Source organism: Halogeometricum rufum (assembly GCF_900112175.1).
In the GTDB taxonomy this organism is placed as follows: domain Archaea; phylum Halobacteriota; class Halobacteria; order Halobacteriales; family Haloferacaceae; genus Halogeometricum; species Halogeometricum rufum.
The window spans coordinates 18,631-41,387 of the sequence record NZ_FOYT01000003.1 but is presented as its reverse complement, the minus strand read 5'-3'; the positions used below and the strand labels follow the sequence as shown (position 1 = coordinate 41,387).

Below are 22,757 nucleotides of genomic sequence, written 5' to 3'. Positions count from 1 at the left end.
GCCAGTGGGGGCGGAGGAACTGCCACCACGGGCGGGAGCGAGAAGAACGCGAACGGGACCACGATAACGCTGTGGACAACCTTGCACGGGCAGTCCAAAGTCGCAGAGCAGTTCCTGGACGAGACCATCAAGGCGTACGAGCAGCGAACCGGCAACAGCGTCCAGTGGATCAAAGAGACCGTCTCGAACGTCCAGAACGGGAACTGGCGACAGCGGATGGCGCAGGGCCAGATTCCGACGCTGTACCAGACCGCACCCTCTCGAATCGGAGGTCTCATCGACGCAGGGTACGTCACGCCATGGGGATCGGTCCTCGACCAGTTGAGCGACGATGTGGTGTCGGGAACCGAGTGGGCACAGCCCGTCGTCGAGAACATCTACCGCGGCTTCGAGGACAACAAACTCAAGACGGCGCTTCTCGGGTTCGTGATGCAAGAACCGTTCGTGGCCCGCGCGGACCACTTCGAGGAAGCCGGACTCGACATCGAGACCGACTTCCCGCCGAAGAACTACGACGAACTGATCGACATCGCGAAAACGCTCCAGAAGGACGGGCCGGGTGACATCGGGTTCCAGGTCCACGGTGCGCCGGGTGACCTGATGGACGAGATATCGCCGACGTGGGCTCACGCGATCGGTGGAGAGCAGGGACTGTACGTCAACGCCGACTGGTCGGACACGCACCTCGACTCGGACGCGTGGAAGACATCCCTGCGCCGACAGGTCGAAATATACCGGGAGATGGGTCTCTCCGCGGAGAACTCGGCGACGACGTCCGACGAGGACGCCTGTCGCTTCCTCGCCGACGGCAGGGCGAGCATGAGTCAGGTCGGGATGCTCAACTACGGTCTGCTCTCGAACTTGGCACCCGACATGCTCGAAAACGGGACGCTGCGGTACGGCGCGAGTTGGAAAGGCGAGTCCGGGTTCCGCGGCGAGTTCAACGCCACGGCGCTGGCTCTGGGCTCGAAGCCGCCGAACGTGTCGTCCGCCAAGTGGGAACGCCAACGACAGGCCGGTATCGAGTTCATCGACACGATGCTGAGTACCGAAGTGCAGAAGAAGGCGTTCACGAAGTGGGGTCTGCTCCCGTTCAACCGGAACGCGTGGGAAGAGAGCCCGACGCTGAAGAACAACGCCGTGGAAGCGGGGATTGCCATCGCCGAGGAGTCGGAGTACGGCTGGCAGGCGTTCCCCGAGATGGCCGCCGTCCAGTACAACATCTCCGGTCCGATATTCCAGCAGGCGATGACAGGCGAACTCTCGCCCGAGGAAGCGTGCAATCAGGCCGCAAGCCAGATCCGACAACAGGTCTTCAGTCGGTGAGGGACCTCCACATTTATTAGTCCGTGACCAGGAGACACATTGTGGTATGACATCGAAACGCACGCAGAACACGTATTCGGAGTGGGGTAACCCCCGCTGTATTTCAGACTGATAACATGTTAGAGACGTTCACACGAATCGGCCTACCTCGCGAATCGTACCGTACCGCTCGGGACGCGGTACAGGAGCACTGGCTCTCGTATCTCCTGTTCGCACCGACGCTCCTGTTCTTACTACTCGTCGTATGGTTCCCGTTCCTGCGGGGCATCTGGATGAGTTTCCACGTCTGGCCAGCCTTCGGTCAGCACGAGTGGACCGGTCTCAGCAACTACGTCTACGTCTTCGAGTGGGACACGTTCTGGGTGTCGGTGCGAGCGACACTCATCTACATGTCGATGACGATAATCCAGTTCGCGCTCGCACTCGCGGCGACGCTGTCCGTTCGGAAGCTCAAGCGATTCGACGACTTGGCAGACGGGATGTTCCTCATCCCGTACACCATGCCGCCGGTCGTGACCGGGACCATCTGGCTATACATCCTCAACCCGAACTACGGCCCAGTGTTCGGCTGGCTCACGAGCTGGGGTATCCTTGACAGCCCCATCTACTGGGGAATCGACGGGTCGTCGGCCATCACCGTCGTCACTCTCGTCGGGTCGTGGACGTTCTGGCAGTTCATGTATCTCATCTTCATCGCGTCGATACAGAGCATCCCGGACGAACACTACGAAACGGCCGAGGTGTACGGCGCGAACCGGCTCCAGCGCTTCCGGTACGTCACCCTCCCCTATATGAAAAGCGCGATGCTCATCGCCATCAGCCTCCGAATCATCCGGAACCTCGTGAAGGTCTCTCAGCCGCTCCAGATGACGCAGGGCGGACCGGGGTACGAGTCGTCGATTCTTGCTATCCTCCTGTACCGGTTCACGCTCACGCAGGGGGACCTCGGACTGGCGTTCACCGTCGGAGTCATCTTGTTCGTCCTCACTATCGGGTTCACGTTCGTGTTCATCCGTGAGTTCCGACAGCAGCGAGGAGGTGAGGTCGCATGAGCGCTCACAACCGGTCCGCGTCCGATTGGTTCTGGACCGCTTCGAGCTACGCGGTCATCCTCTTCCTAGTCGGAATAATACTGATACCGTACTTCATCGTCGTCTTCTCGTCGTTCAAGTCTCCGGAGGCCATCTTCAGCAGTTACAACCTGATTCCGGTGAACCCGACGCTGACGGCGTGGGAGAACGCTTTCGCCGACCTAGGGGGGCCGCTCATCACCAGTTTCATCGTGGGACTGGGAACGGCAGTCCTCTCGCTTCTCATCTCGATTCCGGGCGCGTACGCGTTCGGACGGAAGGATTTCCCGGGGAAGGAACTCGGGTTCTACCTCATAATCGGGTCGCTGTTGTTCCCGTACATCATTCTGGTGATTCCGTACACCGACTGGTGGATTCAGTACGGGCTCTACAACACGATTCCGGGGCTCTGGGTGGCCTATCAGGCGTTCGTCACACCGTTCGCACTCTGGGTCCTCCGCGACTTCTTCGAGGGGCTTCCTGACAACCTCGAAGAGGCGGCTCAGATGTACGGACTCACCCAGTTTCAGGCGTTCATCCGGGTGATCCTCCCGCTTGCGGGGCCAGCCATCATAGCGGTCGGCTTCCTATCGTTCCTCTCTGGGTGGAACGACTTCCTGTTCTCGAATGTCCTCACCAACAACCTCGGACCGAAGACCGCCCCGGTCGCGCTGTACAAGACGGTCCACTCAGGCGAACAGATTCTCTGGAGTCGCATGATGGCCGCGACGATAATCATGGGGACGCCGCCGCTCGTACTCTACCTAATCGCTCGTCGGTACATCGGTAACGCGTTCGCCATGTCGTAACCCGCCTCTCCATCTCGTTTCCGAGAGTCTGCCACGGCGGCGCGCCACGTGCCACCTCGACGGCGCGCGGGACTACATCAAACGTTAAGTCACATGCTCACACATACCGTACATGGACAGGAACGAAGTCAGACACCACTTGCGAGACGCGATAACCGGGCTCGTGACGCCGTTCAATGACTCACTCTCGGTCGACCACGACGCACTCGCGGCGAACGCGCACGCGATCGCCGAGCAGGGCATCGACACGCTGTTCGCCTGCTCGAACGTCAGCGAGTACCACTCGCTGTCACACGAGGAGCGTATCGCAGTAACGGAAACGAGCGTGAACGCGCTTCCCGCGAACGCCTGCGTGATGGCCGGTGTCGGAGGCAGCACGAAGGCGGCGAGGGAACTCGGAGCCAAGTTCGAGGACGTCGGCGTGGACGTCCTCCTCGTAATGCCGCCGCACCACACGTACAAACACGAACGAGGACTGCTCTCGTACTACGGTCGAATCGGCGAGGCCGTCGATATTCCGCTCGTCCCCTACATTCGGGGATTCGACCCCTCGGTCGGCTTCCTCGCCGACCTCACGGAACTGGAGAGCGTCATCGGCATCAAATGGACGCTGGAGGACCTTCCCACGTTCTCGGCGGCCGTCGAAGCGGGGAGCGACGACGTCGTCTGGATAAACGGACTGGGTGAACTGCACGCGATCGCCCTCTACTACGAGGGCGCAGAAGGGATGGCGTCGGGAATCGGGAACTTCGAGCCGAGAATCGGGCGCGCCCTCTTCGACGCACTCGAACGCGACGACACGGGGTTGGCACGCCGGATTCGAGACGCGACATCGCCATACATGCGGTTTCGCCACGAACCCGGAGAGGGAAACACGCTCCCCGTCGGAAACAGCATCCCGGCGGTGAAAGCGGGGATGGAGTTCGCCGGACTCACCGGGGGTCGCGTCCGGGAGCCCCTCGTCGAGCTCTCAGACCGCGAGTACGAACGCGCGAGAGACCTCTACGAGGACCTCGAATCGTTCATCGACGATACGCTCTGAGACGACCGACTCCGACCGAATCTGCCGCACAGTAACGGGAAACGACCAGAACGACGACAATTCAGACACGATAACGATGACCGAACTCACGCACGAGACGATGGAACAGACGATGCGCGACTACTTCGAAGCCTGCAACGCGGGCGACGTCGAGGCCGTCGCGTCGTACTTCACCGACGACGCCGTCCACTACTTTCCTCCGGGGATGTACAGAGGGCCCTTCGAGGGAGGACGGACGATCGGCGAACGCTGGTCGGAGGCCGTCGAGACCATCGGGTCCGTCTGGACGGTTGACAGCGTCCTGACCGACCCCGAGAACGCGAAGGCGGTAATGGAATGGACGCACTTCAAGACGAAAGAGGGGACGGTGCTTCGGGGAGACGAGTGGTACGAGTTCGACCCCGAAACCGGCCTCATCAGAGAGATCAGAGCCTACTACGCGGCACCACAGAGTCCTGACCTAGACCGTCATGAACTCGGGGGATTCGACTACGAAGGTCGAGGTTACCCGCTCGAACCGCCGATCGAGCGCGATAGTTCGCTCTGATCATATGTTCGTTCCGGACCAAGAAACGGGTCAGAGACTCCAGACCTCCGCCGCTGAGAGGCGATAGTCTCGAATATACGTGGTACATTCGAGTGGAACGATGGAGTGGGGATTTATATATCGTTCAGGGGAACATCTCGCTATGGGAGCTGATTCGATGAGAGCAGAAGAGTCGATTCGACTGGGGATGCGAACAAAGGTTCTCACGGACGCGCGCCTCGCTTACTTAAGACAGATCGGCGTTTCTGACGTGTACGTCGACCCGGAACCGGCCGGTTCGAGCCCTGAAACCCTACAGTTCGGCGAAGACCACGTCCCTTCCGTCGAGAGACTGGAGAGGCTGAACCAACGCTTGACGGACGCCGGCCTGCGATTTTCCGGACTCCACTCGATTCCGATTTCGGCGTACGATAAGATACTGTTCGACGAACCCGGAAAGTGGAATCAGATGAATTCGCTCGTCGAACTCACGCGAAATCTTGGGCGGGCGGATATCCCGATACTCGGATATAAGTGGATGGCGGGCGAGGTTCAGAGGACCACCCACGAAGAACGTGTCAGAGGCGGTGCCCGTGCGGCGAGTTTCGACGAGGAGGACACCGTCAGGAACGACGAAAAGACGAAGCACGACGTCAGCGAAGAGGAACTGTGGAGAAACTACCAGATGTTCCTCGACGAAATCGTCCCCGTCGCCGAAGAGGAAGGCGTACGATTGGCAGTCCACCCCGCTGACCCACCACTCTACGAGAAACTGGACGGAACGGCATCACTGCTCCGGAATCGCGACCACTTCGAACGGGCGATGGACATCACCGAAAGCCCCAGTCACGGGATAAAACTCTGTCTGGGGTGCTTCTCGGAGATGGGCGAGGACGTCGTAGACGTCGTTCGCCACTTCGGAGAACGAGACGAGATAGTGTTCGTTCATTTCCGAGATGTTATCGGAACCGTCCCCCGATTCACGGAGACGTTCTTGGACGATCCGCGGAGTAACTACGACGAGACGTCAGTCATCAGGGCGCTCAAGGAAGTCGGGTTCAAGGGTTCGGTCAATCCAGACCACGTCCCTCGTGTGAACGGGGATGTGAGTTGGGACGAGCCGAACTCGGAATCGATGGACGGGTATCCGAAGGGCGGCCCTCGTGCCCGGGCGTACACCGCGGGGTACATTCGAGGGCTGCTCAGAAATATCGATCGAGAGGGAACCACGACGGACGAATCGTGACATCCACACTCCTGTTCCCAGATTGTCCACGAAGCGAATGCGATAAACCGCACAATCAGAACATATGACGCCGACGATTCACAGCGATTGGGGAGATTGGTTACTGCGTCGAGTGAGGAACGCAACGACGGACGGCGTTGCCGTCTGGTTTCTAGGTGGCAACGGATTCCTGTTGAAGGACCGGACCGGAACCACCATCTATATCGACCCGTACCTCGGGACGGGTGACCTGCACGTCCCATCGAGACCGCGGACTATCCGAATGATTCCGGTCCCGTTCGACCCGAACGACGTGTCCTCGCTCGACGCGTTGCTCATCAGTCACGAACACTCGGACCATCGACACGAAGCCAGTCAGGCACCGATGTTGGAGCGGACGGCTGCTCAGCTCTATGCACCCGAAGAGAGCATTCGTCTCATCGAAACAGAACGCTGGCAAGACTCGTGGGACATCTCACCGAGCCAGCTCAACACCGTCTCGGAAGCAGATAAGGTCACCGTCGGTGAGTTCACTATCAACGTACACGAGGCACGCGATCCGAACTGCGTAGACCCGGTTTCGTACGTGATAGAACACGAGAGCGGGACGTTCTTCCATGGTGGAGATAGCCTTCCGTGCGAGGGGTTCACGAAGATAGGAGAGACGTATGATATCGATCTCGGGGTACTCGCGTTCGGCACCAGAGGACGAATTCAGTTCCCGGAAGAGGACAAGCCCAGGACCGTTCAGTGGTACAACGACCAAGATCAAGTCGTGACCGCAGCGAACATGCTTCAACTCGACCGTTTGCTCCCGTCTCACTACGACCTCTGGCGAGGATTGTGCGGCGACCCGGAGTCGATTCGTGCACACAGCCGCTCGTTCTCGTACCCGCGCAAGTTAGAACTCGCCCAGATAGGTGACCGTATCCACCTGTAGCACGACTTGTGTGCTGAGCGGGACATCTCTCTTCCAGAACAGCCGCGTGCTCGTCTAGCGTCCGTCATCCACTACAGACGGGCACGGTACGCTCGTTTCGGTCGGTCGCGTAGAGGCAGTCGCCGGTTGTCGATGCACCAAAACAGGCTGAACGTAAAAGTCGAAGAGGAAGAGAGACACAGGTCCACGTATCGTCTCGAAGACGTCGGCTCTCACGACGCGCATCAGAGATACAGACCCCGCGACGTGGAGGACCCCCGGCCTACGAGATACAGAACTCGCCGGAGAGATACCTGTACGGCAGCGCGGACAAACCGGGAAGAGACGCCGAGAACAGAACCTGGGACGTCGCTTGACGAGTGAGGGCCTCAGGCGAACTTCGAGTTGATTTCGATGACGTTCGTCGTGCGGGTGAGAGCGTTGACGATCTCACCTTCGATGCGGTCTTCGGTGATGCGACTGATGGGGCCGGAGACGCTCACCGCTCCGAACACCCCTGTTTCGGGGTCGATGAGCGGTGTTCCGACGCAGCGGAGTCCCCTGATGTTCTCCTCGTTGTCGACCGCGTAACCCCGTTCGCGGACCTGTTCGAGTACGTCAAACAGTTCCTCGCGACTGGCGACGGTCTTATCCGATTTCTGGGGCATCCCGTTCTTATTGAGGATCTCGTTCACGCGGTCCTCGTCCATCTCGGCCAACATCGCCTTGCCGAGAGACGTGGAGTGCATGTACTCGCGCTTCCCTGCGGAGGAGGCCGTCTGGATCCCCGATTCGCTGTTCGCTTTGTACACGTAGGTCACCCACCCGTGCTCCTCGGTCGCGAACTGCGCTATCTCGCCCAGGTCCTCGGCGAGATTCTGGAGTTCATTCACGATGACGTCGTAGTTACCGACCATTTCCTTCACCTGGTTCGCCATGTCGAGGTATCGGAGGCTCAACCTGTACTGGCCGTCCTCGTTCACGACGTATTCACACTCCGTGAGCGTCGTCAGGTGTCGGTGGACCGCCCCCTTCGCGAGACCGACTTCCTCGCTGATTTCCGTGACACCCGCCTGTCGCCGGTCTTGGAGCACGTTGAGTATCTCACACGTGGTTCTAACGGCGCCGACAGTTCGCCGCGTTTTTTCGGGCATGTAACAGCAGTACCTTCGGAGGCTCTTAAATTTTGTTCTCCATGCGGAAACGGGCTCGGTTCTTACGACACCCCCACTAGTTCGACACAGACACCGAATCAGGAGACTCGTGAGGGGCACGAGTGGGTCGGGAACGGGTCTGTAACGTCGCGTCGATCAAAGAGTCGGTTCGATTTCGTGTCTGAACGGTCTCCGATAGTAGCTGTTGAGTTCACTCTATCGAGAGCCGTTCTCGAGGGAGGAACGCCTCGGGGAGGACTGAACTCCGTCGAACAGATAAGATAACTGCTGCACGTAGCGGACGCGCGACAACTGTCTCGGAATCGAGTGGAGGTACAAGACGAGTCACCGACCGGCGACACAGAAACACTTTTTCTCCGTCGCATCAAGCCACCGGTTTGTCAGATGTGCGTCTCCCGGCCGGCCGAAACGTCGGTGCGCGGCGAGGCGCGAGGAGTCGTGTGTGATCGTTCGCGGCCGGGTCTGCTGACATCGTCGTTCCGTCTCGGTTCCTGTACAAACTAAGATGAGGACCGTTCTGTCAAGCGGGACGTGAGCAACGGTTACCCCACGGTAAAGTCCATTCTGCCTGCTGATATCTCCGTGACACGACCGGGGCCCTACCGTTACAGTCTTATTATTGTACTGAAAATGCTGATACCGTCGATCAATACGCTGTCTACGGAGCGACGTGTCTCGGTTCCAACCCCGTCGTTCGTCTTCGCGGAGCTACTGCACAATATCTGGCGTTCCACGGACTTCTTGCTGAAAGCCTCTGTGGGTGAAGAGATAGAGTATGCGCCGGTATTGACTGCTGGCGAACGTCGAATTGGTCTCCTCAACGCTTCCGCCCCCTGACTGAGACTGGATCACTCTCTGATGTGCCCGTTCTGAGTGGCAACATCGTCAAAAGACGAACGTTGCTTGCTGTTTTGGTGATATACAGCGCAGCATCGATCAAGAAAAGGATTATACGCTCGTAATCGGTCCCATCTGAGATCGATTCGCGGAGGAACTGGACCAGAATCGAATCATCCTCCGAGGTTGTGGGGATTGCTGTGTCTGGAGTTTTGGTATAGCGTTATAAAGTGTATGGCTGGTTGGTTTTCCCTTGAAACGTCGAATACTGGCACTGCAGGTATTCTCTGTGGTGAATCGGTGTTTGATGCTTGCACTTAGTTTTAACTTAGTAAAGCCAAGTGGATTTATGGGGGGCGTCGCCGTACGCGACTCCAATGACCGCGTCGGAACCAGACGAGTCCGAAGTCGCCGCCGCCGTGAGCCGATACCTTCGAGCCAACGGAACCAGCGCGCAGTACCGGTCGACCGCCGAGTCGGTCCTCTCGCAGTTCGAGACGTGGCTCCGCCGCCGCGGGAAGAACTCCTTCGAGGCGTTCGAGACCGAGGGACAGCAGATTCTCCGCCGGTACGCCGACCGTCTCGCTCAGCGTGTCGAGGCGGGCGGCATCTCGGCGTCGTCGGCGCAGACGTACTACAACGTCATCTCAGGCTTCCTCGGATTCTGCGTCCGGGACGGCGACCTCACGCGGAACCCCGCCCTCGCCGACCGGGCGCGCGAACCCCTGCCGCGAGACGACGAGGACCACAGCCAGCAGTTCTGGACCCGCGAGGCGCGACGCCGACTCGTTCGACACACGAACGAAGTCGCGTACGAGGCCATCGAGGACGAGGGGATGGACGCGCGGGCCGAAGTCCGTGACCGCGCTCTCGTCCACGTCCTCGCGTTCACGGGCGTCCGCGGTGCCGAGGTGTTCCGCGTCAGCGGCGACGACCGAGAGGGCAGACAGGGACTCACGTGGGATCGCGTCGACACGGAGGCGTGGACGTTCCGCGTCTGGGGGAAGGCGCAGGAGTGGGAGGACGTCTCCGTCCCCGAGCAGGCGCGAGACGCCATCGAACGGTGGCAGACCGTCCTCGACCCGCCGGCGGCGGACTGGCCCGTCTTCCCGACGAGTCACGCGCCGTCGAAGTACGGCGTCGTCCGCGACGCTCTCGGTGCCGACGCGGGGGACGCACGCCTCGACGGCGCGGACGTCGACGACGTCCTCCGCGAGGAGGCCATCGCGCCGCCCGCCATCACGACCGAGGGCGCGCGACGCGTCCTCGAACGAGTCGCCGACGCGGCCGACGTCGACATCGACGGCAAGCCGCCCCTCCCGCACGGTGCCCGGCGCGGCCTCGGCGACGAACTGTTCCGGACCGACCGCGGACTCGCTCAGGACGTCCTTCGGCACAAGTCGCTCAGCACGACGAAAGAGGCGTACTCCCACATCGATGCGTCCGAACGAGGGGACGCCGTCAGCGACGTGTTGGACGAAGAGTGAGAGCCGAGCGACACCGCCGATAGCCGGCGTCGTCGCTTCCGACCGTCTCGTCGCGGTGAATCGCTCGTCGAGAAGGTGAGTTCCGAATCTTTCGCTGGTCGGACTTCAGTCGCCCCGGTCGAGGCGCACGGGCCGGCCGAAGCGAAGCGAGTACCGCGACCACCGGTATTCGAGGTACGCCCACGAGAGCACCACCAGACCCAGTCCGCCGATGACGGCCAACTCGGCGAAGTGGACCCACGTCGGCAGCACGTAGAGTACGGCGTTCACCGCGAGGGCGGGCAGCAGGTTACGCACGAACAGGAGGAACTGCAACGTCAGCGGTCGGCCGGACGACTGGCTCTCCGCGGCGGTCCCGTCCGTGGTCTTCGAGGGGAGACCCAGCGCCTGAGCGGTCTGTCCACCGGCGCTCTCGTCGCCGGTGCCCAGTTTCTCGGCCTCGTACGGCGTGTCGACCGTGACCGACCACAGCACGTCGCCGTCGGGTCCGAGTTCGAGGACGCGGTTTCCGGACGAGTCGCTGATCAGCGTGTTCCCGTCGGGGAGTCGGTCGGCGTCGCGAGGCCACTGCATCTCGGCGTCCGTCCACTCCCACGTCTGCATCCACCGGCCGTTCGAGCGCTGGAACTCCACGATACGGTTGTTGTGCGAGTCGGCGACCAGCACCGCCGGGCCGCCGCGTTCGGCGTCGATGTAGTCGGGGTTGTGCTGTTCGTAGAGGACGCTGTAGTTGTCCTCCTCACCGAGCGTTCGGTCCTCGACGACGCCCGTCTTCTGGTCCAAGAACACGATGCGGTCCTGATTTCGGACGCTGATCATTATCTGACCGCCCTCTGTCACCTCGACGTCGTTGATGTGCGTCCAGTCTTCGGGGTAGGGGTTCCCCGTCTTCATGTCGAAGTGGTTCTGCGCGTTCCACGACCACTCGACGATGCCCGTCGTCGTGTTGACGATGAACACGCGGTCGAAGGCGATGTCGGCGACGACCCAGCGGTCCTCGTCGATTCGGTCCGCGTCGTGCCAGCGCGAGTTGTGGATGTTCGGCCGGTACTGTTTGTAGAGGACGTTCGTCTCCCCCGTCGTCAGGTTCAACTGCTCGATGACGCTGTAACTGCACTTCTCACCGGCCTGACAGGGAGCGCCGTACACGTGCATCGCGGCGGTGTAGGTCACGGTGTTCTTCGTCCCCGGTTCCGGGTCGACGTCGAAGTACCGGTCGTACGTGCTGTTCACGTACTGGACGCCGCCGTCCGGGCCGTACACCAACAGCTTCGACTTCTCGGTGTCGCCGTGTGCAGTGATGACCGTCGTCCCACTGTAGTCGCCCGCTATCGTCCGCTGGTCGACCGACGAGTCGCCCGTCGCCCCGGCGGTCGCGCTGAGTCCGAGAAACGCCGCCGAACCGACGAGAACGAGAGCGAAGAAGGTTCGAACTATCAGTTTCCGCTTCTTTCTCACATCTCTGGCTATCTGCTACTCGATATAAATTTTCCGTTCCGAGACATTCGCGTATACGGACTGGAAGGCGACCACGAGACGCTGGTCCCCGGACTGGACGAGGGTCCGACCGGCGTCGTCGTGAGCGTTCGCACGCCGGCCGGGCGGTCGTATCCGAACCTCCCGGAGACCCTCGAACGCGGAATCGAGCGACGTACCGGTAGACAAGCCTCGGTGTCGGTGCGGTACACGTCCGTCGGCGACCCCGGCGCGAGTTCCGCTCCGAGGGAGTCGCTGGCCGGGACGCCGCCCGAATCGCTCGGGTCCGGTGCCGGCCCCCCGCACGGAGCCACCACGGTTACGTCGGGGTCGTGTGTCGACCACAACCGCTCGTGTCCCCTCCCGAACCGATGACCGAGACGGACGAATCGACCCGCGACGGACGCGCCTCCCGGACCGCCGTCGGCGCCGTCGGCGGACTGCTGGCGACGCTCGTGATGACCGTCTTCCGCCTCCCGACGGCGAAGTCGCTCCCGCCGACGGCCGAGTTTCTCGGTCGGTGGGTCGGCGGAGCGCCGGACGACTACCCTGTCTCGTCCCTCGCGCTCCACTTCGGCTACGGCGTCGTCGCCGGCGTCCTCTTCGCACTCGGCTGCGAGCGTCGCATCGAGCGGTCGGATCGACCGGAGACGGCCGGTCTGGTCGCCGGGGCCGCGTACGGGGCGGCGCTCTCGGTCGTCGGCGAACGCGTCGTCCTCCGACACCTCGTCGGTCAACGCCTCGCCGCCGACGAGTCCGCCGTGTTCCACGCGGGCCACCTGATGTACGGACTCACGCTCGGCGTCTGGGCCGGGTCGCGGGACTGAGCCGTCGTCGCCGCACGCGCCCCGTCGCGGGAGGGAGGCCGAACGCGTCTCACTCTCCCGGGTTCGACCCGAGTCGCCGGCCGAGAAACGCGACGAAGCCGCCGACGGAGTCGGCCCCCCAGAGTGCGACGAGGACGGCGCCCACCGTGTTGAACACGAAGTCGGTGACGATGTCGTCGATGCCGTACACGGTGACGGGGGAGTCGAACCCGAGCGCTCGCGAGAGTTCGACGGCGCCGAACTCGAACACCTCCCAGACGACGCCGAACGAGAGGACGAACACGACGACGAACGCCGACCGGACCGGCGGCGGCACCTCCACCGCCGACGAGTGGCGCTCGACGGCGCGAAGCGCGGCGTAGCCGGCGCCGGCGACGACGGTGGCCGAGACGGTGTGCGTTATCTCGTCGTACCACGAGAACTCCGCGTAGACGCCGAGCGACCCGGCGACGTGCAGGACGATGGCGAGGGTGATCCACAGCACGAGTCCGGCGTCCATCGTGTACCCGTACTCCCGTCGCAACGCCGCGGGGAGAAGCGTCACCGAGAGCGCCAGCGCGCCGTTGGCGGCCATCCCGAGGCGGAACGTCGCCAGTCCGTACAGCACGAGACCGGCGAGTCCCGCCTGCAAGAGGCGGACGAGGCGTCGTTCCCATCGCTGTCCCAGTCCGAGCGTCTCGGATAGCGTCACGAGGACCCCCCCGACTCGACGGCGTACCCGCGTCCGCCGGCGTGGTCGATTCGGTCGAAGTACCAGACGAAGAAGCCCCCCGCGACGACTGCGACGGCGGTGACGGCGACGATGTCCCACTGGAGTTCGGTCTGCGAGCGCAGGAACGCCGTGCCGAACCACCAGTCGGAGACGAACTGGACGACGGTCCACCACGCCTGCACGGCCATCGTCGTCATCGCCGCGAAGACGACGGTGAAGCGGCGACTCATCTCGACGGAACTGAACACGTCGAGTTCGACGACGACGACGAGAGCGAGGCCCGCGACGGCGACGTACCCCGCGAGTTCCGGATACAGCCCGACGCTCTGGACGACGGCCGCGGCCGCGGCCATCGCCGGGAGCGGCCACGGAACGAGCGCCTTCCAGTCTCCGGTCCCGACCGCCGGCGCGGCGACGACGACCGAGAGGAGGAACCACAGCCCCGCCCACGCCAGCGACCCCGCGACGACGGCCGCGATGCCGACCGCGGCGGTGACGCCGGTGAACGTCCACCCCAGCGCGGCGTTCGCCCGTTCGCTGCGCGCAAGTGAACTGAGAGACATAGGGCGTCGTTGGGTCAGCACCGACATAAGTCGTCTCGCCGAATCGACTCGGTCCCCACCATACTAAGGCCGTCCCCGCCGTTGCGTCCACCTGATGGCCGACGTCCGCCGACTCGTACTCGACGTGTTGAAACCGCACGACCCCCCGCTGGTAGCGTTCACCGCCGACGTCGCCGACACCGAGAGCGTGGAGGCGATATCCGGTTCGCTCATCGAACTCGACAAAGAGGTCCAGAACGTCAAGCTGACCCTCGAAGGGTCGTCGCTGGACTACGACGCCGTCGAGGCGGCCGTGGAGGACCTCGGTGGCACCATCCACTCGGTGGACGAAGTCGCGTTCGGCGACTACATCGTCGAAGAACGGCTGACGCTACAGGACGGGTAGCGCGACGTGTCTTCGAGCAACCGCTTTCTGCGCCTCCTCCGCGACGAGGACGTCGTCTCCATCGCTCGCCGGTACTTCGTCTCGAACGGGTTCGACGGGACGCTGACGAGCATCGGCGTCATCGTGGGCGCCGTGCTCTCGGGCGTCCCCGACGGACTCACCGTGGTGAAGATAGGCGTCGGCGCGGCCGTGGGGTTGGGCACGTCGGCCGTCTGGAGCGTCTGGGAGATAGAGCGCGCGGAGACGAGAGCCGAGATTCTCAGGCTCGAACGGTCCATGCTGGTCGACCTGGACGACACGCAGGTCGAACGCAAGCAACGAGGCGCGCGACTCGTCCACGCCACGATGAGCGGACTGGGCCCGCTCATCGGCATCCTCGTCCCTCTCGTCCCGTTCCTGTTCGAGGGGTCCGTGTTCTCGATGGCCGAAGCCGGCGTCGCCGGCGTCGCCCTCGGAACCGGAATCCTCGCGGCGTTCGGCGCGTACATGGGGTCCATCTCCGGCCAGCGGTGGTACGTCTCGGCGCTCCGGATGGCGCTGGCCGGCCTCGTCGTCGCCGTCATCAACGTCCTCCTGCCGAACTGAGCGTCGTGGCCGGTTCAGTCGTCACCGGGGTCCGGTTCGGGTTCGGTCGACTGCACCGTCTTTGCCGGGCGGCGGCCCGTCTCGCGGCGCTTGACCAGCCAGCCCACGGAGAGCAGCACCGGGGAGCCGAGGAGGACCACGCCGCCGAGCAGTCCCCAGTCGGCGAGACCCAGCGGAACGGTCCCGAAGTAAGTCCTGAGCGGCGTGTAGAGGACGGCCAACTGGAGGAGCAACGACGCCGCGACGGCGACTTCGAGCCACGCGTTCGACAGCGTCGGCGTCCCCTTCGTCCACCGCACGACGTAGAGTTTGACGAACTCGAACAGCACGAAGCCAGTGAACACCATCGTCATGGCGTACGGCGTGACGGCCGGTGCGCCGTCGAGGACGTAGAACATCAGGCCCAGCATCAGCACCGTCACCGTCAGGCCCGCGCCGGCGATGAGTTCGAGCATCGGGCGGTCGATGATGCCGGTCACGCGTTCGCGGGGGCTTCGGTCCATCACGTCGCCCGAGGGGTCGGCCCCGAGCGCCAACGCTGGCAGGCCGTCGGTGAGCAGGTTTATCCACAGCAACTGGACCGCCGGCAGGATGAGGTAGCCGAACAGGGAGGCGACGAACACCACCAGCACCTCCGCGAAGTTCGCGCTGAGCAGGTAGGCGACGAACTTCCAGATGTTGTCGAAGATGGTCCGACCGCGCCGGATCGCGTTGCGAATCGTCGAGTAGTTGTCGTCGAGGAGGACGATGTCGCTGGCCTGCTTCGCGACGTCCGTCCCGCGGACGCCCATCGAGATGCCGACGTCGGCGTTCTTCAGCGCCGGGGCGTCGTTGATGCCGTCGCCCGTCATCGCCACGCGGTGGCCGTTCGCCTGCAACGCCTTGAGAATCCGGACCTTGTGCGACGGCTCCGCGCGCGCGTACACGTCTATCTCTTCCACTCGCTCGCGGAGTTCGTCCTCGTCCATCGACGCCACCTCGGCACCGGTCAGCACGTCCGACTCGACCCCGACCTGTGCGGCGATGGCCCGCCCCGTCGTCGGGTGGTCGCCGGTGATGACCTTCACGTCGATGCCCGCGCGCTGGGTGTCCTCGATGGCGTCGCGAACCTCCTTCCGGGGCGGGTCGATGAGGCCCTGCAGGCCCACGAACACCAGGTTCTCCTCCGAGCCGCCGTCGTCGTCTCGCTCCTTGAACGCGAACGCGAGGACCCGAAGCGCGTTCTCGGCGAAGTCGTCTATCTGGTCGTCTATCCGCTCGCGTCGCTCCGCGGTCAACTCTTCGGTGCCGTCCTCGGTCAGGATTCGCGTCGCACGAGACAGAACCTCGTCGGGCGCACCCTTCACGTACACCTGGTCGTCGTGTATCGTCGCCATGCGCTTTCGCTCCGAGGAGAACGGTTTCTCGTCGCGCCGCGGACGTGCCTCCCGCCGGCCGTCGACGTCGAACCGTCGGTTCGCGGCCCTCACGAGGGCGCGTTCGGTCGGGTCGCCGTCGTCTGCGGTCGCGTCGTTACAGAGCGCGCCGATTTCGAGGAGTCGGTCGAACCGCTCGTCCTCGATGGCGTCGTCGTCTTCGTCCTCGCCGACGTCGAACGTCCGGTCGTACACCCACGCCGCTCGGACGCGCATCTCGCCCTCCGTCAGCGTCCCCGTCTTGTCCGTGCAGACGACGTCCACCGCGCCGAGCGCTTCCACCGCGGGGAGCGTCCGGACGAGGGCGTTCTCGTCGGCCATCCGCCGGACGCCGAGCGCGAGCGTGAGGGTCACGACGGCCGGCAACCCCTCGGGGACCGCCGCCACGGCCAACGAGACGGCCGTCAGCGCCGACTGGACGAGCGACCGGCCGCCGACGAAGACGAGCAACGGGACGAGTACCGCCGACAGGGCGACCACGCCGATTCCGAGGCGGCGGCCGAGTCGGTCGAGGTCGCGCTGAAGCGGCGTCTCCAGCGTCTCGGCGCCGCTCAACTCCTCGGCGATACCGCCGACTTCGGTGTCCATCCCCGTTCCCACGACGACGGCGACGCCGCGCCCGCGCGTGACGTTCGTCCCCTTGTACACCATGCTCTCCCGTTCGGCTAGCGGGGCGTCGTCGGCCACGGGCTCCGTTCGCTTCGTCACCGGCACGCTCTCGCCCGTCAGCGCCGCCTCGTCCACTTCGAGGTTGTTCGCCTCGACGAGTCGGCAGTCGGCGGGCACGACGTCGCCCTGCGAGAAGACGACGACGTCGCCGGGGACCAGTTCAGTCGCCTCTCTGCGCTCTTCCTCCCCGTCCCTGCGAACCGTCACCTCCGGCGTCGTCAGTTCGCGGAGGGCGTCCAGACTCTGCTCGGCCCGGTACTCCTGAACGAAGCCGAACACGCCGTTCGCGAGGAGGATGACGCCGATGAGAATCGCGTCGACGGCGTGGCCGATGCTGAACGAGAGCACGGCCGCGAGGAGGAGGACCCAGATGAGCGCGCTGGAGAACTGCGCGAGGAAGATGCGCAGGGGGCCGCGTCGCTGTTCGCCGGTTATCTCGTTCGGACCGACACGCTCCAGTCGCTCGGCGGCCGCCTCGGGAGACAGCCCCTCCGCCGTCGTGTCCAGTTCCTCGTACACCGTCTCGGTATCGCGTGCGTGCCAGTCCATCGGGCTCCTTCGGGAGACTCTACTCCCGTCACCGTGACAATAGTTTCTGTTGGCGGGCCGGCTCCGACGCGTGGACCGAGTCGCCGTCGGCTACCCGCCCAGCGACGACTGCGACTCCACGACGACCGTCTCCACGTCGCGCCTGAGAAGCGGGTCCGCGACGGCCGCGTGCATGTACACCGTCCCCCGTCGCACGCCGTCGTCCACCTGCACCGCGAGTTCGAGGGCCGTCCTCTCGGCGGCCTCGTCGTCGCGCTCTGCGGCACGGACGACCACCGGCGCCTCCGGATTCAGCCCCTGTTCGTCCGCGTCGGCGGGGTGTATCCGGACGACGGGGTCGTTCGCCGCACGGTCGTCGAGGAAGTCGCTCGCCCGCCCGCCGGTGACGAGTCGGAGGCCGTCGCCCCGTTCGGACGCGACTATCGGTCGGGGGCGGCGGAACGGCGCGCGCCCGTCGTCGGTGTCGAACGCCTCCCGGTAGAGGACGGACTCGCCGCCGAACGGCCACTGCCGACCCTCGGCCCCCAGTTCGTCGTACGAGACGCCGGCGTGCGTCGGCGCGACGCGCGTCAGTTCGTCGAACGCCTCGCCCGGGTGGTCGTAGTCGAACTGACGTTCGTCGTCCGCCAGTCGCCGCCCGAGTTCCGCGAGGATGGCGAAGTCGGAGCGGGCCTCGCCCGGCGGAGACCCGGTCGCTCGAAGCCGCTGGACGCGGCGTTCGAGGTTGGTGACCGTCCCGTCCTTCTCGACGCCCGTCGCCGCCGGGAGGACGACGTCGGCGTACGGCGTCGTGTCGCTCTCGGCCACCTCCAAGACGACCAGCACGTCGAGGCCGCCCAGTCGGTCGCCCAGCCACTCGGTCGTCCGCTTCGAGGTGGCCGGGTCCTCGCCGACGACGAGTGCGCCCCGAATCTCGTCGCCGAACGCCGCGAGCAGTTCCCGCGCGTCACGGCCCGGCGACGACGGCGGTTCGAAGCCCCACTCGTCGGCGACGCGCGCCCGCGCCGTCTCGTCGGTGACGGCCCGGTGTCCGGGGAGTCTGTCGGGCACGCACCCGGCGTCCGTCGCGCCCTGTTCGTTGACGAGGCCGCGGAGGACGAACCAGCCGGTCCCCGGACGACCGACGTTGCCCGACGCGAGGAGGAGGTTGAGTATCGAGTCCGGCGCCGCGGCGTCGCCGGCGGCGGCGCCGCCCTCGATTCCGGTCCCCGTGAGCACCGCCACCCGGTCGGCGTCGGCGACGAGTTCGGCGACGCGTTCGGCTCCGTCGGCGTCGACGCCCGCGACGCCCCGCGCTCGCTCCCGGTCGAACTCCGCCATCGCGGCCGCGAAGTCGTCGTAGCCCCGCGTCCGCGACCCGACGAACCCCGAGTCGACGCCGTCGGCGTCGAAGACCAGCGCGGACAGGAGGTCGAACACCAGCGCGTCCGTCCCCGGCCGCGGCGTCAGGTGAACGTCCGCGAGGCGAGTCGTCTCGTTGCCGACGGGGTCGACGTGGACGAGCGTGGTGCCGTCGTTGACCGCGGGGCGGACGAACGAGTCGAACGCGACGGGTTGCCGCGCCGCGGGGTTCGCGCCGGCGACGACGACGACGTCCGCCTCGCGCAGGTCCGACAGACCGTTCGTCGTCGCCGGCCACCCGAGGCGGTCGGCCAGCGTGCGGGTGGTCGCGTCGTGGCAGAGGCGCGCGCGGTTGTCGACGTCGTTCGTCCCCAGCGACCGAGCGAGTTTCTGCAGGAGGTAGTTCTCCTCGGTGGTGCAGTGCGGCGCGCCGAGGAACGCGAGTGCGTCCGGGCCGTGCGCGTCGAGGACTCCCTCGAAGCGCTCGACGACGTGGTCGAGCGCCGCCTCCCACGAGACGGGTTCGGGGTCGCCGCCGCGACGAATCGCGGGTCGCGTGAGTCGGTCGTCCGCCGCGACGGCGTCGAAGGCGCGGAGGCCCTTCCGGCAGAGGCGGCCGTTCGGGTTCGCGGGGCCCTCGCGGCCGACGGCCCGCGTCCGGTCCGTTCCCCGTTCGAGGTGACAGCCGACCGCACAGAGCGGGCAGACCGTCTCGGTCTGCTCGTCCGGCGCCGATTCCGACGGCGTCCGCTCGGACGTGTCCGCCGTACCCTCCCCGGCCGACTCGGACGGCTGGTCGGTCACGGCGACACCACGTTATCGCTTCCTCATGCGCCGCCCCTGCGCCTTCAGGAGGGCGACGAGGTAGCCGATGCCGGCGCGGGCGTCCCGACTCCGGAGTTCGCTGAAGAGTCCGAGGACGCCGACCGGTCGCGCCGTGCGCTGGGCCTCGCCGACGGCGCCGAGGACGGTGTCGATTCCGGCGGCGGTGTCGTCGTCGATGTCCAGCGTCGAGAGCGTCTTCGCGAGGGCCACGAGGTCCTCCAAGTGCCCCTCCTGCTGGAGTTCGAGAACGACGTCGAACGCCTCCACGATGTCCGTCCCGTTCTCCTCCAGCATCGTCGCGAGTTCCTCGACTTCCTCGGGCGACAGCGACTCGGAGAACGCCGTCGCGATGGTCACCAGGTCTTCGAGGTGACCCTGCCGCTGGAGTTCGAGGACCGTCTCCAGCGACTCCGAGAGGTCCTCGGCGTTCTCGCCGACGTCGTTCGCGAGTGCGGCCGCTCCCTCCGTCGTCAGTCCATCTGCCGCCTCGACGAGGTTCGCCGAGGACTCGGTGACGTGTTCGAGTTCCGCCTCGTCGGCGGTGGCGAGCATCAGTATCGCCGTGGTGAGGGCGTCGTCCACCTCGTCCGACGCGTCGAGTGCGGCCGCGAGTCGGTCGCCGTTCTCGCGGACCGCCTCGCGGACCGCCGCCTCGCCCGCGGGGTCGGCCCGTTCCTTCCGCGCGCCGTTCGTCGCCGTCTCCGGGTAGGTGTCCTGCGGTTTCGCCATCTCAGTCGTCCCCCGTGCTCGCTTCGACGTCCGCGCGCCGAACCGGTTCGGCCTCCCCCTTGACGGGGCGGATGCGGACGGCGGACACCTTGAACTCCGGCGTCGCCGCCGCCGGGTCTAGGTGCTCCTCGTCGGTCAGGCGATTCACCGCGCTCTCGGCGAAGTGGATGGGGACGAACAGGTTGTCCCTGCCGACCCGATCGGTCACCTGCGCGGGCACCGTCACCTCGCCGCGCCGGGACTCGACGCGGACCATGTCGCCGCTCTCGATGCCGTAGTCGACGGCCGTGTCGGGGTGAATCTCCACGAAGTCGCTCGGCGTGTACTGCATGATGCCCTCCTCGCGGTGGGTCATCGTCCCCGTGTGGTACTGGTAGAGGACGCGCCCCGTCGTCAGCGTGAACGGGTACTCGTCGTCCGGCAGTTCCGCGGGTTCGCTGTAGCCGATGGCCTGCATCTGCGCCTTCCCGTCGTCGGTGTTGAACTCCTCGGTGTACAGCCGTTCGGTCCCCGGATGGTCCTTGTCCCAGCAGGGCCACTGCAGGCCGCCCTCGGCCTCGACGCGGGCGTGCGAGACGCCGCCGTACAGCGGCGTCAGCGAGTTCACCTCCTCCATAATCTCCGCGGTGGAGCCGTAGTCCCAGTCGCGGCCCATCCGGTTCGCGAGGTCCTGCAGTATCTTCCAGTCCGGCCGCGAGTCGCCTTTCGGCTCCATCACCTGCTTGACCATCTGCACGGTGCGGTCGGTGTTCGTGAACGTGCCCGTCTTCTCGACGAACGAACACGCGGGAAGCACCACGTCGGCGTACTGCGCCGTCTCGTTGACGAACAGGTCCTGCACGACGAGGAAGTCGAGGTCCGCCAGAATCTCTTCGGCGTGGTTGACGCCGGGTTCCGACAGCGCGGCGTTCTCCCCGATGATGTACATCCCGCGGACGCGTTCGTCGTCCGCGGCGAGGAACATCTGCGTCGTGTAGTGGCCGTACTCCGGCGAGATGTCGCAGTCCCACGCCTCCTCGAACTTCGCGCGAATCTCGTCGTCCGCGATGTCCTGGTAGCCCGGGAAGTTGTCCGGTAGCGGCCCCATGTCGCCGCCACCGCCCTGCACGTTGTTCTGTCCGCGGAACGGCGAGACGCCGGTCCCCGGCTTGCCGAGGTTGCCGGTGACGGCCGCGAGGTTCGCCATCGCCATCACGTTCTCCGTCCCGTGGGAGTGCTCGGTCAGGCCGAGCGTCCACCCGAACACGCAGGTGTCGGCCTCCGCGATGGTCTCCGCGGCGGAGACGATTTCCTCGCGCGGGACGCCCGTTACCTCCTCGACGCGTTCCGGCGTGAACTCCTGTACGGCCTCCTTCACGTCCTCGAACCCCGTCGTTCGTTCCTCGACGAACGCCTCGTCGTGCAGGTCGTTGTTGACGATGTACCGGGTGATGCCGTTTATCCAGACGGCGTCGTAGCCGGGTTTGACGCGGCTGTACTGCGTGGCGTACTCGGCTATCTGCACCTCGCGCGGGTCGAAGACGAGGAGGTCCGCGCCGTCGCGGACGTTCTGTTTGATGCGCGTGGCCAGCACCGGGTGGGCCTCGGTCGTGTTCGACCCCGTCAGGAGGATGCAGTCGGCGAGTTCGAGGTCCTCGACGCTGATGGAGGCGGCCCCGTAGCCGTACGTCGCGGCGAGTCCGGCGACGGTCGAGGAGTGACACAGGCGGTTGCAGTTGTCCACGCTGTTCGTTCCGAGCACCTGCCGGGCGAACTTGCCCATCAGGTAGTTCTCCTCGTTCGTCGCCTTCGAGGAGGCGATGACCGACAGCGCATCGCCGCCGTGTTCGTCGCGAATCCCGCCGAGTCCCTCCGCGACGCGGTCCAACGCCTCCTCCCACGACGCCTCGCGGAACTCGTCGTTCTCGTCCCGCACGAGGGGCGTCGTCAGTCGGTCGTCGGAGTTGACGAAGTCGTAGCCGAACTTGCCCTTCACGCACGTCGAGATGCCGTTGACCGGGGCGTCCTCGTCTTCGGTCGGCCGCGCGGCCAGAATCTCCTCGCCGTCGGAGTAGAGGTCGAATCGACAGCCGACGGCGCAGTACCCGCAGGTGGTGTCGGCGACGTTCAGGTCTTCGAGCCGTTTGTCGCCGACGGCCTGCGCTATCTCGAACAGTTTCCCCTCCGAGAGGGTGTCTGCGGCGACGCCCTCGGCGACGTGTTCGACGTTCTGCATCGCCTGCTCCTTCGCCCGTTGCATGTAGCCGGCGACGCCGGCCAACTCCT

19 protein-coding genes are annotated in these 22,757 nt (G+C 64.9%); 11 read left to right on the top strand and 8 right to left on the bottom strand.

The genetic code is table 11. The features are described from left to right. Positions 1-81 precede the first annotated feature (81 nt). The 7 genes from BM310_RS15335 (at position 82) to BM310_RS15305 (ending at position 6,938) form a co-directional block, all read left to right on the top strand. The gene (locus BM310_RS15335; RefSeq protein WP_177232661.1) at positions 82-1,326 is read left to right on the top strand and encodes an ABC transporter substrate-binding protein; all 1,245 of its coding nucleotides are present in this window, start codon (positions 82-84) and stop codon (positions 1,324-1,326) included. 116 nt (positions 1,327-1,442) lie between these two features. After that, on the top strand, positions 1,443-2,378 hold the full coding sequence (locus tag BM310_RS15330; protein ID WP_089809355.1) for a carbohydrate ABC transporter permease: 936 nt from the start codon (positions 1,443-1,445) through the stop codon (positions 2,376-2,378). Continuing rightward, positions 2,375-3,205, top strand: a complete 831-nt coding sequence (locus tag BM310_RS15325; protein WP_089809353.1) for a carbohydrate ABC transporter permease — start codon at positions 2,375-2,377, stop codon at positions 3,203-3,205. The genes BM310_RS15330 and BM310_RS15325 overlap by 4 nt, the downstream gene beginning before the upstream one ends. 112 nt (positions 3,206-3,317) lie before the next feature. Next, positions 3,318-4,247: a dihydrodipicolinate synthase family protein gene (locus tag BM310_RS15320; RefSeq protein ID WP_089809351.1), complete on the top strand. Its 930-nt coding sequence runs from the start codon at positions 3,318-3,320 to the stop codon at positions 4,245-4,247. Between the two features lie 112 nt (positions 4,248-4,359). Continuing rightward, positions 4,360-4,794 (top strand): nuclear transport factor 2 family protein, encoded by a 435-nt coding sequence (locus BM310_RS15315; protein ID WP_218156454.1) that lies wholly within the window; start codon positions 4,360-4,362, stop codon positions 4,792-4,794. A 142-nt stretch (positions 4,795-4,936) separates the two neighbouring features. After that, complete coding sequence (locus BM310_RS15310; protein ID WP_218156452.1) at positions 4,937-6,019, top strand: mannonate dehydratase; 1,083 nt, start codon at positions 4,937-4,939, stop codon at positions 6,017-6,019. A 64-nt stretch (positions 6,020-6,083) separates the two neighbouring features. Next, positions 6,084-6,938 carry an MBL fold metallo-hydrolase gene (locus BM310_RS15305; protein WP_089809347.1) on the top strand — a complete coding sequence of 285 codons (855 nt, stop codon included), beginning with the start codon at positions 6,084-6,086 and terminating at the stop codon, positions 6,936-6,938. A gap of 368 nt (positions 6,939-7,306) precedes the next feature. Here the strand turns inward: BM310_RS15305 and BM310_RS15300 are convergent, their stop codons facing one another. Further along, positions 7,307-8,071 carry an IclR family transcriptional regulator gene (locus BM310_RS15300; protein ID WP_089809345.1) on the bottom strand — a complete coding sequence of 255 codons (765 nt, stop codon included), beginning with the start codon at positions 8,069-8,071 and terminating at the stop codon, positions 7,307-7,309. Between the two features lie 1,235 nt (positions 8,072-9,306). Here BM310_RS15300 and BM310_RS15290 point away from each other — a divergent pair. Then, positions 9,307-10,416, top strand: a complete 1,110-nt coding sequence (locus tag BM310_RS15290; protein WP_089809343.1) for a tyrosine-type recombinase/integrase — start codon at positions 9,307-9,309, stop codon at positions 10,414-10,416. A gap of 105 nt (positions 10,417-10,521) precedes the next feature. Here BM310_RS15290 and BM310_RS15285 read toward each other — a convergent pair whose 3' ends face one another. Beyond that, the gene (locus tag BM310_RS15285) at positions 10,522-11,874 is read right to left on the bottom strand and encodes an aryl-sulfate sulfotransferase (RefSeq protein ID WP_089809341.1); all 1,353 of its coding nucleotides are present in this window, start codon (positions 11,872-11,874) and stop codon (positions 10,522-10,524) included. Between the two features lie 371 nt (positions 11,875-12,245). Between BM310_RS15285 and BM310_RS15280 the strand changes: the two genes are divergently transcribed. Next, positions 12,246-12,719, top strand: a complete 474-nt coding sequence (locus BM310_RS15280) for a hypothetical protein (protein ID WP_218156451.1) — start codon at positions 12,246-12,248, stop codon at positions 12,717-12,719. A 49-nt stretch (positions 12,720-12,768) separates the two neighbouring features. On the opposite strand, the gene BM310_RS15275 is transcribed toward BM310_RS15280, so the two are convergent. Both BM310_RS15275 and BM310_RS15270 read right to left on the bottom strand, forming a co-directional pair. Beyond that, positions 12,769-13,410, bottom strand: coding sequence for a hypothetical protein (locus BM310_RS15275; RefSeq protein ID WP_089809337.1), 642 nt, complete (start codon positions 13,408-13,410; stop codon positions 12,769-12,771). Then, positions 13,407-13,994: a hypothetical protein gene (locus BM310_RS15270; protein WP_245778510.1), complete on the bottom strand. Its 588-nt coding sequence runs from the start codon at positions 13,992-13,994 to the stop codon at positions 13,407-13,409. Before BM310_RS15270 ends, BM310_RS15275 begins: the two co-directional genes overlap by 4 nt. Positions 13,995-14,088: 94 nt before the next feature. On the opposite strand from BM310_RS15270, the gene BM310_RS15265 reads away from it, so the two are divergent. Together BM310_RS15265 and BM310_RS15260 are read left to right on the top strand one after the other, a co-directional pair. After that, positions 14,089-14,379 (top strand): DUF211 domain-containing protein, encoded by a 291-nt coding sequence (locus tag BM310_RS15265; protein ID WP_089809335.1) that lies wholly within the window; start codon positions 14,089-14,091, stop codon positions 14,377-14,379. Between the two features lie 6 nt (positions 14,380-14,385). After that, positions 14,386-14,964, top strand: coding sequence for a VIT1/CCC1 transporter family protein (locus BM310_RS15260; RefSeq protein ID WP_089809333.1), 579 nt, complete (start codon positions 14,386-14,388; stop codon positions 14,962-14,964). A gap of 14 nt (positions 14,965-14,978) precedes the next feature. On the opposite strand, the gene BM310_RS15255 is transcribed toward BM310_RS15260, so the two are convergent. The 4 genes from BM310_RS15255 to fdhF form a co-directional block, all read right to left on the bottom strand. Continuing rightward, positions 14,979-17,597, bottom strand: a complete 2,619-nt coding sequence (locus BM310_RS15255) for a cation-translocating P-type ATPase (RefSeq protein WP_089809331.1) — start codon at positions 17,595-17,597, stop codon at positions 14,979-14,981. 90 nt (positions 17,598-17,687) lie between these two features. Continuing rightward, positions 17,688-19,742 carry a molybdopterin oxidoreductase family protein gene (locus BM310_RS15250; RefSeq protein WP_089809329.1) on the bottom strand — a complete coding sequence of 685 codons (2,055 nt, stop codon included), beginning with the start codon at positions 19,740-19,742 and terminating at the stop codon, positions 17,688-17,690. Between the two features lie 12 nt (positions 19,743-19,754). Next, positions 19,755-20,492 (bottom strand): DUF1641 domain-containing protein, encoded by a 738-nt coding sequence (locus tag BM310_RS15245; RefSeq protein WP_089809328.1) that lies wholly within the window; start codon positions 20,490-20,492, stop codon positions 19,755-19,757. A gap of 1 nt (position 20,493) precedes the next feature. Then, positions 20,494-22,731 (bottom strand): formate dehydrogenase subunit alpha, encoded by a 2,238-nt coding sequence (fdhF, locus tag BM310_RS15240; protein ID WP_089809902.1) that lies wholly within the window; start codon positions 22,729-22,731, stop codon positions 20,494-20,496. Between the last annotated feature and the right edge of the window lie 26 nt (positions 22,732-22,757).